Here is a 15,921-nt window from a genome sequence, read left to right as displayed (position 1 = left end):
ACACGCGGCGCGCGTTCTGATCGCGCTGTTCGCCGGCCGCTACCCGACCCATTCCGGCAGCGCCTCGACCAACTCCAGCCAGCGCGCCGACACCCCGCGCAACTCGGTCCGCGCCGCGACGATCCCGCCGGTGATGGCGCACGTCGTGTCCACGTCGCCGAAGCCGTCGGCCGTGGTCCACAACGCGTCGGTCAGGCTGTCGAGATGATGCGCCGCGGTCCAGACGGCGAACGGCACCGTGTCGCTGGCCCGGATCCGCTCGCCGCTGCCGAGGACCCGCGCGGCCTCCGACACCGGCGTGTCCGGCGGCAGCTCGGCGGCGTGCAGCAAGCCGTCGCGGATCACGCCGGCCGGGGTCAGCTCCGCGGTCGCCGTCAGGAAGACATGCGGCGTCGGCGCCGGAGTGGACCCCGGCGCGTCAGAAGCCCCCGCCGCCAAAGCCGCCGCCGCAGCGACCGCCACCCCACCCGCGATCCCCTCCGGATGCGCGTGCGTGACTTCCGCAGCCAGTGCCGCCTGCGCGACCGCCGCTTCCGGATCGCGCCGGAACCATGCTCCCAGCGGCGCCGCGCGCATCGCCGCGCCGTTCCCCAGGCTCCCTTCGCCGTTGAACAGCGTCCGCGCGTACGTCGCCCAGTTCCCCGGATCCTCGCCGAGCTTCGGCAGGAGCTGGCGCATCCCGCGCCCGAACCTCCGGTGCGGGTCGGCGGCGTACATCTCCGCGAACGACGTCGCCAGCTCCTGCTGCTCCACCTGCCCGAGTTCGGTCAGCACCCGCACCAGCGCCAGCGCCATGGCGGTGTCGTCGGTCCAGTTCCACGGCTTGTCGCCGGGCGTGGTTCGGTGGCGGATCATCTCCTCCGCCTCCTGCCGCTGGTGGAAGAACCAGCGTTCCCGAACCCGTCGCCGAGCGCCAAGCCCCGCAGGCTGGCGAAAGCGGCCGCGGCATCCCCTGTTTCGTGAGCGTCGGACATGCGCTCAACGTACTGGTACGGAGCAGACTGGACACGTGGAAAACGTCGCCCAGGACTTCACGCCGGAGCAGATCGAGCGCTCGCGCGCCTACAAGCGCGAGGTCCGTCCTCTGCGCCTCGTCTCTACCGTCCTCGGCCTGGCCGTCCCGCTGGTCCTCGGCCTGACGCCGGCCGGCGCGGGGCTGGTCCGGGCGGCCGGGGACCTCGGTGGCGGCGGCTGGGTGGCCAGGGCGCTGCTCGGCAGCGTCGCGCTGTCGCTGCTCGGGCTGGTGCTCCGCGTCCCGCTGAGCATGTGGAGCGAGACGGTCAGCCGGCGCTGGGGCCTGTCCAAGCGGGGCTGGGGCCTGTTCGCGGCCGACACCGCCAAGGGCTTCGTGATCGGCGCGGTCCTCACCGCCGCGGCGGTCGGCGCCTTCTACTTCCTGATGCGCCACGCCGGCGGCGCCTGGTGGGTCTGGGCCGCGCTGGCCGCCGCCGCGTTCGCGGTCCTCGGCTCGTTCGTGATGCCGGTGCTGATCGAGCCGCTGTTCAACAAGTTCAAGCCGCTGCCCGAGGGCGCGCTGCGGGATCGGCTGATGGCGCTGGTCGCGCAGTCCGGCGTGCAGGTCAAGGAGATCCTGGTCAGCGACAGCTCCCGGCGGACCACGGCCGCCAACGCGTACGTCTCCGGCTTCGGCAAGACCCGCCGCCTGGTCGTGTGGGACACCACCACCGACAGCCTGGAGAACGACGAGGTCGCCGCGATCGCCGCGCACGAGCTCGGGCACGCCGCCCGGCGCGACGTCCCGGCCGGCACGGTCTTCGGCGCGGTCGGCGCGGCGCTGGGCGTCGCGGTCCTGGCGGCGGCGCTGCACTGGTCGCCGCTGCTGGACGCGGCCGGGGTGCACCGCGCCGCCGATCCGCGCTCGCAGGCCCTGCTGCGGGCGGTGCTGGTGGTGATCGGGCTGGTCGGGGAGCCGTGGGGGCTGGCGTACAGCCGCTACGTCGAGGCCCGCGCGGACGGCTACGCGCTCGACCTGTTCCGCGACCCCGACACCATCGTGCGCATGGAGCGCGCGCTCGCCGTCCAGAACATCGCCGACCTGGACCCCCGCCGCTGGGAGGTCCTGATGCGCTACACGCACCCGCCGATCCCTGAACGCATCGCGCACGCACGCCGCTGGGCTGCGGAAACAGGTGTCTCTATTCCTAAGCCCCTTTAAGCCCGGTCTAAGGATCCGAGCGCACCTTGGAGGTGGGACACAGAGCGTATGCGGAAAGCAGAAGGAGGTGGAGGCCCATGTATCGCGGACCTTGGTACGGTCCCGGACGCCATGTTCATGAGGGCCTCGGTTGGGGTGGTTGGTTGCTCTGGGTGCTGTTCATGGTCGCGCTCTGGGCGTTGGTCATCATGGCGGTCGTGTGGTTGGTGCGCAGCTTCACGCACCGCGGATCGGTGACGACGCAGGGCGCGATGAGGGTTCACGGCGGTTCGCCGCCGTGGCGCGAAGGCGGGACGGGGACGGTCCCGGCCGAGCAGATCCTGGCTGAACGGTTCGCCCACGGGCAGATCGACGAGCACGAGTACCGAGCCAGGCTCGGGGTGCTGCGTGGGGACCAGCCGATGGCGGGGCAAGCCGAGCCGCCGGCTCCACCCCCACCTCCGGAACCACCGACGCTTCCGGATCCGCCGACGGAACAACGGCCGGGTTAGAAGAGAAGGACGGAGTCAGCAGGACAGCTGGATCAGAAGTACAGCAGAGCGGGATGCCGAGGGTCGTCCATCCGCGCCGTCAGGGACGCGGCGCGCGATGGATCGGCCTCGGCCTCGTACCGTTTGTAGGCGGGCAACGTCCAGGCCATGGCCTCGGGCGTCCGCCGCCTGAGCGCGCCGGCGGAGAGCCACAGGTGCACCTCCACGTCGAACGGCAACCCGATGCCCATCAGGAACGTGCCCTCGACGATCAGCACCGCACCCGGCGGCAGCTCGACGTACTCGGCACGGCTGGCGCGATCGCGCTCGGCGTTCCACAGCGTGGGGAGCACCCGCCCCGAACCCCCGGGCCCCAGCGGATCGAAGACCTCGCGGCGCAGCCCCTTCAGATCCAGCCACTCGGCATAGAACACATCGGGATCCTCGCGCCCGTGCTCCAACCGCAGTGACCGCGGACGCAGGAAGTCGCCCGCCGACACCCGCAGCACGGGACGCCCCGCATCGGTCAGCAGCTCACCGACCGCCGCCGCCACCTCGGCGGTGCCGGAACCCGGGGCGCCATCGATCGCCAGCCGCGTCCACGGATCCGGCGCGTGTGCGGTCACCAGGTCGGCGATCCGCTCGGCCAGGCGCTCCGGTGAGATGGGTTCAGCCCGCATCACTCACCACCCCCGGGATGTCAGCTCGTAGCGCCTGTCCGCGCCGCCGTGTGCCTGAAGAATCCGAGCAGCCGCGCCCGGTGTGCGCATCGTGCTCCGCGTGCGTGCCGCGCCCGGTGTGCGCACCGCGTCCCGCATGCGTGCCACGCTCGGTGCGCGTGTCGCGCCCAACGTGCGCACCGTGCTCGGCGTGCGCACCGTGCTCGGCGTGCGTGCCGTGCTCGGCGTGCGTGCCGCGCCCAACGCGCGCACCGCGCTCCGCGTGCGCACCGTGCCCCGCGCGCGTGCCGCGTCCTGCATGCGAGCCACGCCCCGCACTCTCAGCTCTCACGAATCCGCGATCGCCGCGACGATCGACACCGAAGCCGCCCGCCGCCCCGGCAGCACCGAGGCCGCCAGCCCCGCCACCGCGGCCAGCGCCACGTAGCCGACCAGCGTGAACACCGGCACCGACAGCACCGCGCCGCCCTCGACCCGCCCGATCAGCGACTCCAGCGCGCCGGCGATCCCGACTCCCAGCGCCACTCCCATCAGCGCGCCGACCGCCGACATCAGCACCGCCTCCACCGACAGCATCCGCCGCAGCTGCCCGCGCGAGAGTCCCAGCGCCCGCAGCAGCGCCGACTCGCGCGTGCGCTCCACGACCGACAGCGACAGCGTGTTGGCGATGCCGAGCACCGCGATCACCACCGCCAGGCCCAGCATGGCGGTGAACAGCTGAAGCGTCGCGTCCGCGCTGCCGGTCAGCGAGTTCTTCTTCTCCGCCAGGCTCCCGGTGTGCAGGAACGGGTACTGCGACACCACGGAGTCCACCGCCGCCCTCGAATCGACCGTCGACACACCCGGCGCCGCCAGGATGCGGACCTGCGTGTCGCCCAGCGGCTTGAACGTCTCCAGGAACTGCGCGCGCGGCAGCAGGACGTCGTACCAGTCGATGCCGTGCCCGGTGAACACCTGGTAGATCACGGCCACGCGGCCGGTCACCGGGCCGGACTGCGGCGACTGCACCGTGATCGTGTCGCCGACCTTCACGTGCTGCGCGGCGGCCGTCTCGTTCGACAGCGCGATCGTGCCGGGCCCGAAGTCGGCCAGCGAGCCGGACTTCACCACCGGCTTGAACAGCGTCCCGTACGCCGAGGACTCCACCGCGCCGACGTCCACCGAGGTGCCGTTCAGCGAGGCCTTGGTCCCGTCCAGCGCCGCCACGTGCCCCAGCTGCGGCTTGGCGCGCAGCTGGTCGGCGACCTGGAACGGCACCGTCTGCCCGGAGCCCGGCGGGTCCACGGAATAGTCGTACGGATTGTGCGAGTCGATCCACTGCGACTGCGTCACCGTCACCGAGTCCTGCGTCACCGTGAACAGCGACATCAGCGTCACGCCGATGGTCAGCGCGGCGGTGGTGGCCGCGACCCGGCCCGGGTTGCGGCGCGCGTTGGAGCCGGCCAGCTTCGTCGGGGTGCCGAAGAACCGCCCCGGCAGCCAGCCCAGGGCCCAGATCATCGGCCCGACGATCAGCGGCCCGGCCACGATCAGCGCCGCGAACACCAGGCCGCCGCCGCCTCCGATCAGCTTCACCCCGCCGAGCAGGTCGCCCTGCCCGGTGCCGAGCACCGTCAGCACGATCCCGACCGCCCCGAGCGCCACCGCCACCAGCACCCGGGTCCGCCCGATCCGGCCGGAGGTGGTCTTCACCTCCTGCTGCGTGCGCAGCGCCTCGATCGGCGGGACGTTCGTCGCCGCGCGCGCCGGCAGCACCGCCGAGACGATGGTCACCACGAACCCGACCGCCATCCCCAGCGCGATCACCCCGCCGGACACCACGATCCCGCCCGGCGGCAGCTTGGTCGAGCTCACCGCCGCGACCACCGCGTGCAGCCCCTGCGCCACGCCGATCCCGGCCAGCACCCCCAGCGCCGAGCCGACCAGCCCGACCAGCGCCGCCTCGGCCACCGTCGCGCCGAACACCTGCCCCTTGCCGGCGCCGATGCAGCGCAGCAGCGCCACCTGCCGGATCCGCTGGGCCACCAGGATCGTGAACGTGTTGTAGATGACGAACGCCGCGACCAGCAGCGCCACCGCCCCGAAGACCTCCAGGATCTGCGGCACGTTCCCGGCGATCGACGCGCGGTGGTCCAGCACCGCCTTGGTGTACTGGGTGCCGGTCAGCACCGTGAACTGCGGCTGGCCGCCGAGCGCCGAGCTCACCTGCGAGGCCAGATGCTGCTGCGAGACGCCGCCGCGGGCGTGCAGGTCGATCTCGTCGTAGCTGGCCTTGCCGGTGACCTGGAGCACCACCTGCGGCAGCAGCCCGACCAGCGTCCAGCCGTTGGCGCGGTTGTCGACGCCGTACTCGGCGATCCCGGCCAGCCGGAAGCTGCGCACCGTCGAGTCGTGGTCCACGACCCGGATCGTCTGCCCGACCTGGAGCTTGTGCTCGGCGGCGGTGTCCTTGTCGACGACCGCGTCGTCCGGGCCCTTCGGCCCGGTGCCGGCGATGATGTTGCCCGGGTACAGCGCCGGATCCGCCGGGAAGGCGACGGCGTTGCCGGTCAGCCCGTCGGTGCGCATCGCCTGGCCGTTCGCGTCCAGCAGCGGCGCCGGGCCCTTGACCTGGCCGCTGACCACCGCGCCGGAGCCGACCTGGGCCTGGATCCGGTCCACGACCGACGGCGTGAGCAGCGACGGCGGCGTCGGCGGCGCCGTGGTGTTGGCGTACACGGCCGAGCCGGTCTGCTGCACGGCCACGTCCACGTTCTGCGCGGCGCGCGCGTACCCGTAGTTGAAGGCCTGGTTGATCGACCCCGAGAGCAGGAACGTCCCGGTCACGAACGCGATGCCCAGCACGATCGACAGACAGGTCAGGGCCAGGCGCACCGCGTCGGCGCGCAGCCCGGCCAGCACTACCTTCGGCATGCGCACCTCCTAGGTCGGTTCACTTCTCCAGGTCTGGATCATCGTAACTATCCTGGCGTGCCGGGCGCCGGGCGCGCATCGGACTAAGGGCGGGTTCTCGCACCGCCGGTATCAGACCACGGGTGTACAGACCGCAGTCGTATCGTCGCCGTATCGGAGCCGTCACCAGCGCCGTTACCAGCAACTGTCACCAGCTCTCGGCTGCCTCCTGCCGCCCCTGCGGAGCCCGCGTGTCCCCGCTCGTCTTCAGTGCCAGGAACGGATAGAGCAGCACCGACAGCATCCCCGCCCCGACCATCGCCGCCGCGGTCGAGGCCTTCAGCGTCCCGCGGTCCACCCCGATCGCGGTGATGGCCACGATCAGCGGCAGGCCGGTGGCCGCGTAGAGCGCGATCGCGCACCGCCCCCGCGCGCTCACCCCGTCCGGCGCGGTCAGGAAGCTCGGTACACCGCGCGTGACCAGGAACAGCCCCAGGAACAGCGGCACCAGTCCGAGCGTGGCCCAGTTCGAGGTCAGCGCCTTGAGGTCGTAGCCGATCCCGGTCTCGATGAAGAACACCGGGATCAGGAACCCGAACCCGACCGCCTCCAGCTTCGCGGTGACCCGCTCGGTCCGCTCCGGGTCGCCACTGTGGAACAGGATCCGCATGATCACGCCGGCCGCGAACGCGCCGAGCAGCATGTCCACGCCGAGCGCCACGGTCGCGCCGATCATCAGCATCAGCAGCGCGATGACCAGCCGGACCGCGAACTGCCCGGAGGTCTCCATGGTCAGGTCGGCCAGCCGGTTCACGGCCGCGTGCTCGCCGCGCACCGCCACCACGATGCCCACCCCGGCGATCAGTGCGAACGCCGTCAGGTAGACCATCGCCTCGCCGGGCTTGCGGCCGTCCAGGAACAGGGTCATGGCGATGATCGGCGCGAACTCCCCGACCGCGCCGACCGCCATCACCACGTTCCCCAGCGGCGTGCCGACCTCGCCGGCGTCGCGCAGCACCGGCAGGATCGTGCCGAGCGCGGTGGTGCTCAACGCGATGCCGACGATCACCCCGCTCTTCGCCGTCGGCGCCACCAGCACGCCGAGCCCGACGCCGAGCGCCACCGACACCGCCCAGCCGGCCAGCGCGCGGTTCAGCGGACCGCCGCGCAGCCGCGCGAAGTCGATCTCGTAGCCGGCCATGAAGAACAGCATCGCCAGGCCGAACTGCGACAGCGCGTGCACGTAGTCGTCGTCGTGGGCCCAGCCCAGCACGTCCGGGCCGACCAGGATGCCGAGCACGATCTCGAAGACCACCAGCGGCACCGGCGCCCGGCGGCCGGCCAGATCGGCCAGCGGCGGCGACAGGACCGCGATGATCGCGACCAGGACCAGGGTCCCCAGGGAGTGCGTCGTCACACAGGGGATTGTCCGGGCCCTGCGGTGCGGGGGGACGGAGCTCAAGGCGGTTGGCGGCCCCGCTCACTCTTTTGGCATAGTTCGGCGCCATGGCAGAGCATGAGCACGACCAGTGGGGGAACTCGCCCGGCCGGTTCCCGCCCTTTGACACGATCGAGATCGACCCGCACAAGATCGGCGTCGTCCACACCGAGTGGACCCCCGAGGAGGACCACCACCCGGACCCGGGCGAGATCGTCTGGACCTGGGTCCCCTACGAGGAGCACGACGGCCGCGGCAAGGACCGCCCGGTGCTCCTGGTGGCCCGCGGCAAGGCGACCGGGAACTTCCTGGCGGTCAAGCTGACCAGCAAGTGGCACCCGGACGCCGAGAACTGGGTGAGCGTCGGCACCGGCGAGTGGGACCGCGACGCCCGCGAGTCCTGGGCCGTGATCGACCGCGTGGTGCGGGTGCACCCCGAGGGCATCCGCCGCGAGGGGCACGCGCTGGACCGCGGCGACTTCGACAACGTCGTCGGCCACCTGCACAAGCGCTACGGCTGGACCGGCGAGGGCTACTAGAGGGCTACCAGAGGGCTACCAGGGGAAAGCCCCCGAGCGGATCACCGCTCGGGGGCTTTTGGTTCTCACCCAGGGAGAACTACTACGGCTTAGTAGCCGTACCAGCACGAGCCGCCGCAGCGCGCGGCGACGACGGAGTCCAGCGAGCCGTAGGTGGCCGCCGCGTAGCGGACGCCGGCGATGATGTTGTCCACCGGGTTGTAGATGTTGCCGTGGCCCGGCAGCGCGTAGGCGTTGAACGTCGGGGAGATGGTCTGCATCAGGCCGATCGACGGGTGGCCGGCGGCGGCGTTGGAGTCCCAGCCGTTGGTGGCGCTCGGGTTGCCCGCCGACTCGTGCATCACGGTCTGGTAGATCGCGTTGTACGAGACGTAGTAACCGTTGGAGTTCAGGATCGAGATGGCCTGCTTGATCCAGCCGTCCAGGTTGTTGGCGTAGGAGCCGGTGGACGCCGAGGAGCTCTGGTAGCTCTGGGTCTGGGTCTGCGTGCTCTGCGTCGACTGGCTCGACTGCGTCGCCTTCACCGGGGCGGACTCGATGACCGGTTGGTTCGAGGTGGTCGCGGCCGGGGCCGCGGCGCCGTTCGCGCTCGGCAGGTTCAGGACCCAGCCGATCAGGATCAGGTTCGGGTCCTGCAGGCGCCCGCCGTTGGCCTGAGCCTTACCGGTGTTGAGCTTGAAGATCTCCGGGTACTTGCTGCCGTCGCCGAGCTTGGCCTGGGCTATACCGGACAGCGTGTCGCCGGCGCGCACGGTGTAGGTCGCGGCCTGCGGGGCGTCGGCCTTGGGGGCCACCGCGGCCTTCGGAGCGACCGCGGCCTTCGGAGCGGCGGCGGCGACCGGGGCGGCGTGCGCCGGAGCCGGAGCGGCGGCGGCGACCGCGGCGGCCACGGCCGAGGCCGGAGCCGGGACCAGCGCCGGGACCAGCGCCGGAGCGGCGACGGGAGCGGCGTGGGGGGCCGCGGCCATGGCGGGGGCCGCCGAGGCGAGGGACGGGACGGCGACCGCGCCGAGGGCGGCGGCGGTCAGGGTCAGGCCGCGGGAACGGCGGCCGAGCACCAGGGGAGTGCGCATGTACGTTGTGTTCTTCCTCTTTGACCGCCTACCGGGTTAGCTGACGGGTTCGGGCGAAAGAGGCTGCCCTACCACTTCGGAAGCGGATTCACCCCATTGGGACGTGGGTCCCCGGTTCCCGTCCGGCGCTTTGCGCGCTTTTGGGATTCGGCGTAGGCGCCGGTGTCCCGTTTTCCGGGTCTAGGACCGGCGTGCCTGGTCTGCGACCGTAGCGGGCGGACCCCGGGAAAAGCACGCTGAGATGGTCACGAAAAGATAACAACGCGCTAGGTAGCTGCATCTTCTATATCCAGTGATTGATTTGCCGGGGGGATAGCCGGAGGAATCGGACATAAGGTATTTCGCCGCACGTCAGAGACGCTCCGTGCACGATCCGGTACTTCGGACTCGCCAATAGGCCGCGCACGGGAGGACACTTCCTTGCGTGAAGGACGCACCAGCGATACTCGGCCGGCAGCAGACGCTCGAGAAATGCATGGCGGCGTTGGCCGCCGGCGGCGGGGTCCTGGTCAGCGGCCCGGCCGGGATCGGCAAATCGGCGTTGCTGGACGCGATCGGCTCGGCGTGCGCGGCCGCCGGGCAGCTGGTGCTGCGCAGCGCCTCGGCGGCGGCCGAGTCGTGGCTGCCGTATCTGGGCCTGTACGACCTGTTCTCCGACGCCGTCGCCACCCAGCCCGAAGTCGTCCCGTACCACCTGCGCCCCGCCTTCGACGGCGTGCTGATGCGCTCGGTGCCGGACGGCGCGGCCACCGACCAGCTCGCGATCCGCGTGGCGGTGGTCGAGGCGCTGCGGGCGCTGTCCGCCGAGCGTCCGGTCCTGTTGATCCTCGACGACGTGAACTGCCTGGACTCGGCCACCGCCGAGGTGCTGGCCTTCGCGGTGCGGCGGCGCCAGGGCAGCCGGGTGCGGGTGCTGGCCGCCGAACGCCTGTCGGAGGGGCAGGAGCCCACGTGGTGGGGACTCCTGCCGGAGGACGCCGTCGAGATCGCGCTGGGCAACCTGCCCGGTCCGGTGGTCTCCGAGCTGCTGCGGACCCGGCTGGGGCTGCGCCCGACGGACAAGCTGTCGCAGCGGATCCGGGACGCGAGCGGCGGCAACCCGTTCTACGCGCTGGAGTTGGGCCGTGCCGCACTGCGATCGGGGGTCGTGGTGCAGCAGGGCGACCCGCTGCTGGTGCCCGAGCGGCTGCGCGGCCTGCTCGCCGACCGCCTGCACGCGCTGCCGCAGGCCGCCCGCGACGCGCTGCTGCTGATCTCGACGGCCGCGCGACCGCCGCGCGAGCTGCTGGCCGGCCACGAGTGGGGCCTGTCGCAGGCGCTGGCCTCGGGCATCATCGTGTCGGGACGGGACCTGGAGCCGCGGTTCGCTCATCCGTTGTTGCGCGAGATCGTGTATGCGGACGCTGACATCGAGGCCCGCCAGGAGTGCCACGCGAAGCTCGCGCAGGCGCACGACGACCCGCTGGAGCGGGCCCGGCACCACGCGCTGGCGACGTCGGAGGCGACCGAGGAACTGGCCGCGGAGCTGGAGGGGGCGGCGCGGATCGCGGTGCACCGCGGGGCGCCGGGGACGGCGGCGGAGCTGTACCGGATGGCGGCCGAGCGGACGCCTGCCGAGCGGACGCCTGCCGAGCAGACGGCGGCGAATGGTACCGACAGCTTGTCGGCGTCCTCGGCAAACGCGGTGTCCACCGAACCGTCGTCGGCGACCACGGAAGTCGGCGAAGCGCTGGCGAATGGCAGCGCGGCATCGGCGGAGGCTGACTCGGGCTCTGAAACGGGTGCCGACACAAGCGGCGACACCGGCGCCGACACAAGCGGCGACACCGGCCCGGCCGCCGCGGTCCAAGCCGCGCACCGCTTCCTGGAAGCCGCCCGCGCCGCCTTCGACGCCGGGCTGCCGCGCCAGGCCCGGGAAGCCGCCGAGGCCGTCGCGGCGGGCCCGGACCCGGCATGCCGCGTCGGCGCGCGGCTGCTCCTGGTCGAGCTCGACGACGACATATCGGCGCAGGCCGCCCTGCTCGAAGCCGCCGAGGCGGACGCCGCCGGGCGTCCCGACCTCCAGGCGCGCGTCAGTCTCCAGCGTGCCGACCACGCCTTCCGCTCCGGCTCCGTCGAAGCCGCGCTGACGGCTCTGGCGCGTGCTGAGGAGTACGCCCTGGCCACCGGCGACCGCAATCTGCGCGCGGAGTCGATCGCGATGCGCGTGCCGACCGAGATCCAGACCGACCCCGAGCGGGCCATCGAGTCGCTGGAGGAGGCGGAGGCCCTGGGCTTGGGCGGCGACCTGACCCTGCCGTCCATCGCGGTCCGCAAGTCCCTGATCATCTGGTTCCTGCGCCGCGGCGACGTCGCGGACGCCCTCGCCACCGCGGCCCGGCTGCGTGCCGACGTCGAGCGCGCCGGGCGGCTGCGCGACCTCGGCGACGTGCTGCACCTGGTGGCGTCGGTCAACGAGCGCGCCGGCCAGTGCCGCCAGGCGCACGAGGCGGCGCTCCTGGGCAGCCGGCTGCGGGCCGAGACCGGGTCCTCCAGCGTGCAGGCGCTGATCCTGGCCGCTGCGGCGGAGCTGTCCAACGGCAGCGCCGAGGCCGCCGTCGACGTGGCCCAGCGCGCGATAGAAGCGGGCACGGCGTCCGGCGACTCGGAGTTCACCGGCTACGCGCACGCCTTCCTGGGCCGCGCCGAACTCCTGCTGGACCGCTCGTCCCAGGCCGCGCACCACCTCGCGCGCGGCAGGACCCTGATGCGCAACGTGGGGATGGTCGACCCGGCGACGTTCCTCGTCGACGCCGACCTCGCCGAGACCCTGGCCCGCTGCGGCTCCTTCTCCGCCGCCGACCGCATTCTCGACGAGGCACAAGAAGCAGCGCGCCGCCTGGAACGCGACGTGGTGAAGCTCGGCCTGACCCGCGCCCGCCTGCTCCGCCACGGCCTGGCCGCCGACGCCCGCGAAGCAGCCGACCGCCTCCGCGCCGCGATCCCCGCCGAGCATCCCTACCCCCTGGAGATAGCCCGCGCCGAGGTCACCCTCGGCGAACTGGAACGCCGCGCCCGCCGCCGCGCCGCCGCCCGCACCGCCTGGGAATCGGCGGCGACGGCCTACGCCGCAGCCGGCTGCGGCCCCTGGCTCCGCTTCGTCCAAGGCCGCCTGGCCCGCCTGGACACCCCGGCCGAACCCCTGAGCGCAACCGAGCGCCAGATCGTCGAACTGGTCCGCTCCGGCGCGACGAACCGCCAAATAGCGGCCGCACTCCAGGTCTCGGTAAAGGCGGTCGAGGGCAACCTGACCCGCCTGTTCCGCCGCTTCGGCGTCAGCAGCCGCGCCGAACTGGCCGGCGCCGAACCCGTGGCGCGGGTGGAGCACGTCTGACGGAGCGGCTGAAGCGCGCTCGGGTTATGTGGCCCGAGTCACGTGGCTCGGGTCACGTGGCGGCGCGGAATTCCACGAGGTAGTTCACCGTTGAACAAAGCGTGCGGGCCCCAACCCCCTCCGGGCCCGCATCTCAACTTTGAACCGCCAGTAGTGACCGCCCCTAGCAATAAGGAAGTGAACCGCCGTGCGCGTCGAGATCTGGAGTGACGTCGCCTGCCCCTGGTGCTACATCGGCAAGGCGCGTTTCGAGCAGGGCCTGCAGGCCTTCGACCACAAGGACGACGTCGAGGTGGTCTTCCGCTCCTTCGAACTGGACCCGCAGCGCGCCAAGGGCGACACGGTCCAGGTCCTCCCGATGCTGGCGAGCAAGTACGGGATGAGCCTGGAGCAGGCCAAGCAGGCCGAGGCACGCGTCGCGGCGAACGCCGCCGACGCCGGCCTGGGCTACTTGGCCGAGGGCCGCGACCACGGCAACACCTTCGACATCCACCGCGTCCTGCACTTCGCCAAGACCCGCGGCAAGCAGAACGAACTCCTGGACCTGGCCTACGCCGCCAACTTCGCCGAGGAGCGCTCGGTCTTCGACGACGAGCGGGTCGTCGAGCTGGCCGTCCAGGCCGGCCTGGATGAGACCGAGGTCCGCGCGGTGCTGGCCGACGCGACCGCCTTCGCCGCCGACGTCCGCGCCGACGAGCAGGAGGCGCAGGCGCTGGGCGCGAACGGGGTGCCGTTCTTCGTGCTGGACCGCAAGTTCGGCGTCTCCGGCGGCCAGCCCGCCGAGGTGTTCACCCAGGCGCTGCAGGAGGCGTGGGCCGCGCAGACGCCGGCGCTGAAGGTCGTCGGCGAGGCCGCGCCGGATGGCGCGGTGTGCGGGCCGGACGGGTGTGAGATCCCGTAACCCGCAACAGAGTTCACAAAGATGCCCCTCCCCGTCGGGAGGGGCATCTTGCGTATGGTCCGTCGACCGTCATCGGCACCATGTCATTCCTCGTGGACGGACACTGTGACCGCTGCACGAATGATCCACTTCGTCCGCATTGTGCGGCACGGCGGCTAGTGAAACAGTGTTCTGCGGCACGCGTTTGCAAGCGCTGATCGTGATGGGGGACAGGAGGCAGGCGTGGCTCAGGGAACGGTTAAGTGGTTCAACGCGGAGAAGGGCTACGGCTTTATCGCGGTGGACGGCGGTGGGGACGTGTTTGTCCACTACAGCGCGATCCAGATGGAGGGCTATCGCAGCCTGGAGGAGGGGCAGCGGGTCGAATTCGAGATCTCGCAGGGGCAGAAGGGTCCTCAGGCCGACATGGTCCGTCTTGTATCGGTCGGAGGTGGTCACGTCGGAAGTCCAGGTGGTGGCATCTACGCCTGGACAGGGGGAGTATCCGGACCGGCCTCACCAGGTTCCGACAGCGGACCACCACCCGAGGATTCCGCCGCTGAAACTGCGGCCCGCGAGGCTCGGAAAGCACGTGCCGAAGCATGGGATTGCCTGATGGACGCGCAGGGACTCGCGCTGGCCGAGCCTTCCAGCAGACCAGTGGTCTTCAGCGTTCGTGAGAGTGGCATCGCCCCTGAGACCCACGTCGCTCAGCGGTTTCTCCCCGTATCGATCTACCTCGGCCATGGGACGGATGGGACGGAGGTCGAGGAAGCGATCCAGCGCTTGCTGGAATCGTTTGGATTTGTCGATGAGACAGCCGGGCACCCGATCATTGGGTCATGGCTGCGGCTCAAGCTGGTGCGGTCTAAAGAAGCGCTGACTTCGCGGGAGGTCAAGGACAGACTACGTCGTGTTGAACGGGCGTTTGAGCTGGGTCTGCTCGACAAGCCTCAGGCTGAGGTCAACGCGACGCAAGCTGAGGCGGTGGCGAAGACGTTGGAGTCCATCAGGGATCAGAACGAGGCGCTTCTCCAGATTGGGTCCTTGCTAATAATCAAGCGTCGGGGTGTTCCGATAGTGCGGAATCTTACTTACGACGAGATGGCTCATCTCCAGCGCAACCCCCTGCTTGTGAACCCGGATATGGTCATAGAGGCACTTCAGGCGTATCAGGACGGGGCCGCTCGGGATCAGAGGGCTCAACCGGTAATTGAGCGATGAAGCGCTAGTGTGGCTCGGTCACGCGCCAGACGGTAGTCGGCTATTGATTACGGCCTGCATGGCAAGGCCCAGCACGGCTCGTCTTGGTTCCCTACGGGGAGGCATGGACGACGCAGGCATCGGACCTGAAGGCGTCTTCGAGGCGCCCGATGGTGCGTGAGGGCTGGACGGGTATGTGATTCCATGGGCATCGTTGTGGGGCAGTGATCCCCGAGCCGCATGAAACCAGGTAAGTGAATGTCGCGGAATGGCGTCATGGGCACCCGCGTGCTGAGCCGCAGCAGATACAGGGCGACACGTTCGCTGGCGTGCCGAAATTCTGTGCTTTCCGAGATATCAAGGGAGTGAGTTGGTCCCGAAGCGAACCATTGCGGTCCCGCTGTGGCTGGGCGGCGTCATCGTGCTCGTGCTGGGTCTTGCGATTGGGGCGTTGGCGATGGTTCTTGCTGGCTCTCCTGACCGAAGTGCGGCAGTTGGTGAACCGATGGCCGTCAGCTCTTCAACCAGCACTCGTGCCCTAGAGGCGTCGAGGGCGAGTAGTGCGGACAGCGCGGCTGAGAGCTCGGCTACGTCGACGGCAATGTCCGCCCTTCCTTAGCCCGTGTCCTCCTCTGAAGCTCCGCGAGGCTCGCTGGCCGTCGTCCAGGCCGGAGGTTCGTATGGTCAGGCAGTCCTAGCGAGCCTTGCGCGAACTGGCTCCTGCGCTTCCAGAACAACTCGAATACGGAGATCGTCCAGATAGTGATCGCGCCCTCGTCAGGCGTCTACACCAACCTCCGGGGTTGGAACGGCACCGCTTTACCTACCGTCCCGGCCGCGGTTCCAAGACCGGCCGTTCTGAACGTGTCCATCCCGCCGTACGGCTACCAGGACCTCCGCTTTCAAAAGGGCGCAGTCAGCTAGTTCCGCCTTAAACCCCATGTAGGTTCTGCAAGCGCTGGGCCCTTTCGATGTTGCCGTTGGCGGCGTCGAGAATGCCGGTCATGGTGGTGCACGGGATGTCGTGCGGGCTGATGTGATGTCGGGCGGCGACGCCGGCATCGCGAGCCAGGCGATGGATGGGCACGGTGGGTGTGGCAGGCATCGGCTAGATGATCAGCGTCCCGGTGAGGGGCGGGGCACGACTCGTGGGCACATCGGACCCTGGGGGCGGCCGCTGGGCAGGGTGGATTGCAT

At 70.8% G+C, this 15,921-nt stretch carries 12 protein-coding genes, 1 pseudogene and 1 riboswitch; of the genes and pseudogenes, 6 read left to right on the top strand and 7 right to left on the bottom strand.

Translation table 11 applies throughout. The features are described 5' to 3' along the window. Positions 1-39 precede the first annotated feature (39 nt). On the bottom strand, positions 40-855 hold the full coding sequence (locus ABH920_RS09985; RefSeq protein WP_370348617.1) for an ADP-ribosylglycohydrolase family protein: 816 nt from the start codon (positions 853-855) through the stop codon (positions 40-42). Positions 856-1,009: 154 nt separating this feature from the next. On the opposite strand from ABH920_RS09985, the gene ABH920_RS09980 reads away from it, so the two are divergent. Then, the gene (locus ABH920_RS09980) at positions 1,010-2,176 is read left to right on the top strand and encodes a M48 family metallopeptidase (RefSeq protein WP_370348616.1); all 1,167 of its coding nucleotides are present in this window, start codon (positions 1,010-1,012) and stop codon (positions 2,174-2,176) included. A gap of 161 nt (positions 2,177-2,337) precedes the next feature. Next, positions 2,338-2,667: an SHOCT domain-containing protein gene (locus ABH920_RS09975; protein ID WP_370348615.1), complete on the top strand. Its 330-nt coding sequence runs from the start codon at positions 2,338-2,340 to the stop codon at positions 2,665-2,667. A gap of 32 nt (positions 2,668-2,699) precedes the next feature. On the opposite strand, the gene ABH920_RS09970 is transcribed toward ABH920_RS09975, so the two are convergent. The 4 genes from ABH920_RS09970 to ABH920_RS09955 all read right to left on the bottom strand — a co-directional run bounded on the left by ABH920_RS09970 (position 2,700) and on the right by ABH920_RS09955 (position 7,635). Beyond that, positions 2,700-3,326 (bottom strand): uridine kinase, encoded by a 627-nt coding sequence (locus ABH920_RS09970; protein WP_370348614.1) that lies wholly within the window; start codon positions 3,324-3,326, stop codon positions 2,700-2,702. A 3-nt stretch (positions 3,327-3,329) separates the two neighbouring features. Beyond that, a complete protein-coding gene (locus ABH920_RS09965; RefSeq protein WP_370348613.1) occupies positions 3,330-3,635 on the bottom strand; it encodes a hypothetical protein in 306 nt (101 codons plus the stop codon). A gap of 18 nt (positions 3,636-3,653) precedes the next feature. Next, entirely contained in the window at positions 3,654-6,239 is a 2,586-nt protein-coding gene (locus ABH920_RS09960) for an ABC transporter permease (RefSeq protein ID WP_370348612.1), read from the bottom strand. A 187-nt stretch (positions 6,240-6,426) separates the two neighbouring features. Next, positions 6,427-7,635, bottom strand: coding sequence for a cation:proton antiporter (locus tag ABH920_RS09955; protein WP_370348611.1), 1,209 nt, complete (start codon positions 7,633-7,635; stop codon positions 6,427-6,429). An 89-nt stretch (positions 7,636-7,724) separates the two neighbouring features. Here ABH920_RS09955 and ABH920_RS09950 point away from each other — a divergent pair, with 89 nt between their 5' ends. Then, positions 7,725-8,195, top strand: coding sequence for a type II toxin-antitoxin system PemK/MazF family toxin (locus ABH920_RS09950; protein ID WP_370348610.1), 471 nt, complete (start codon positions 7,725-7,727; stop codon positions 8,193-8,195). Positions 8,196-8,284: 89 nt separating this feature from the next. On the opposite strand, the gene ABH920_RS09945 is transcribed toward ABH920_RS09950, so the two are convergent. Next, complete coding sequence (locus ABH920_RS09945) at positions 8,285-9,268, bottom strand: transglycosylase SLT domain-containing protein (RefSeq protein ID WP_370348609.1); 984 nt, start codon at positions 9,266-9,268, stop codon at positions 8,285-8,287. Between the two features lie 11 nt (positions 9,269-9,279). Beyond that, positions 9,280-9,431, bottom strand: a riboswitch (cyclic di-AMP (ydaO/yuaA leader). A 261-nt stretch (positions 9,432-9,692) separates the two neighbouring features. Between ABH920_RS09945 and ABH920_RS09940 the strand changes: the two genes are divergently transcribed. The 3 genes and pseudogenes from ABH920_RS09940 to ABH920_RS09930 all read left to right on the top strand — a co-directional run. Next, on the top strand, positions 9,693-12,641 hold the full coding sequence (locus ABH920_RS09940) for an AAA family ATPase (RefSeq protein WP_370348608.1): 2,949 nt from the start codon (positions 9,693-9,695) through the stop codon (positions 12,639-12,641). A 187-nt stretch (positions 12,642-12,828) separates the two neighbouring features. Further along, complete coding sequence (locus ABH920_RS09935; RefSeq protein ID WP_370348607.1) at positions 12,829-13,542, top strand: DsbA family oxidoreductase; 714 nt, start codon at positions 12,829-12,831, stop codon at positions 13,540-13,542. Between the two features lie 222 nt (positions 13,543-13,764). Further along, a pseudogene (locus ABH920_RS09930) lies at positions 13,765-13,965 on the top strand (cold-shock protein); the annotation flags it as partial. 1,690 nt (positions 13,966-15,655) lie between these two features. On the opposite strand, the gene ABH920_RS09925 reads toward ABH920_RS09930, so the two are convergent. After that, complete coding sequence (locus ABH920_RS09925; protein ID WP_370348606.1) at positions 15,656-15,829, bottom strand: hypothetical protein; 174 nt, start codon at positions 15,827-15,829, stop codon at positions 15,656-15,658. Between the last annotated feature and the right edge of the window lie 92 nt (positions 15,830-15,921).

The organism is Catenulispora sp. EB89 (assembly GCF_041261445.1).
Classification (GTDB): domain Bacteria; phylum Actinomycetota; class Actinomycetes; order Streptomycetales; family Catenulisporaceae; genus Catenulispora.
Note: the sequence above shows the minus strand (reverse complement) of the source record. Positions and strands in the feature narration are given on the sequence as shown.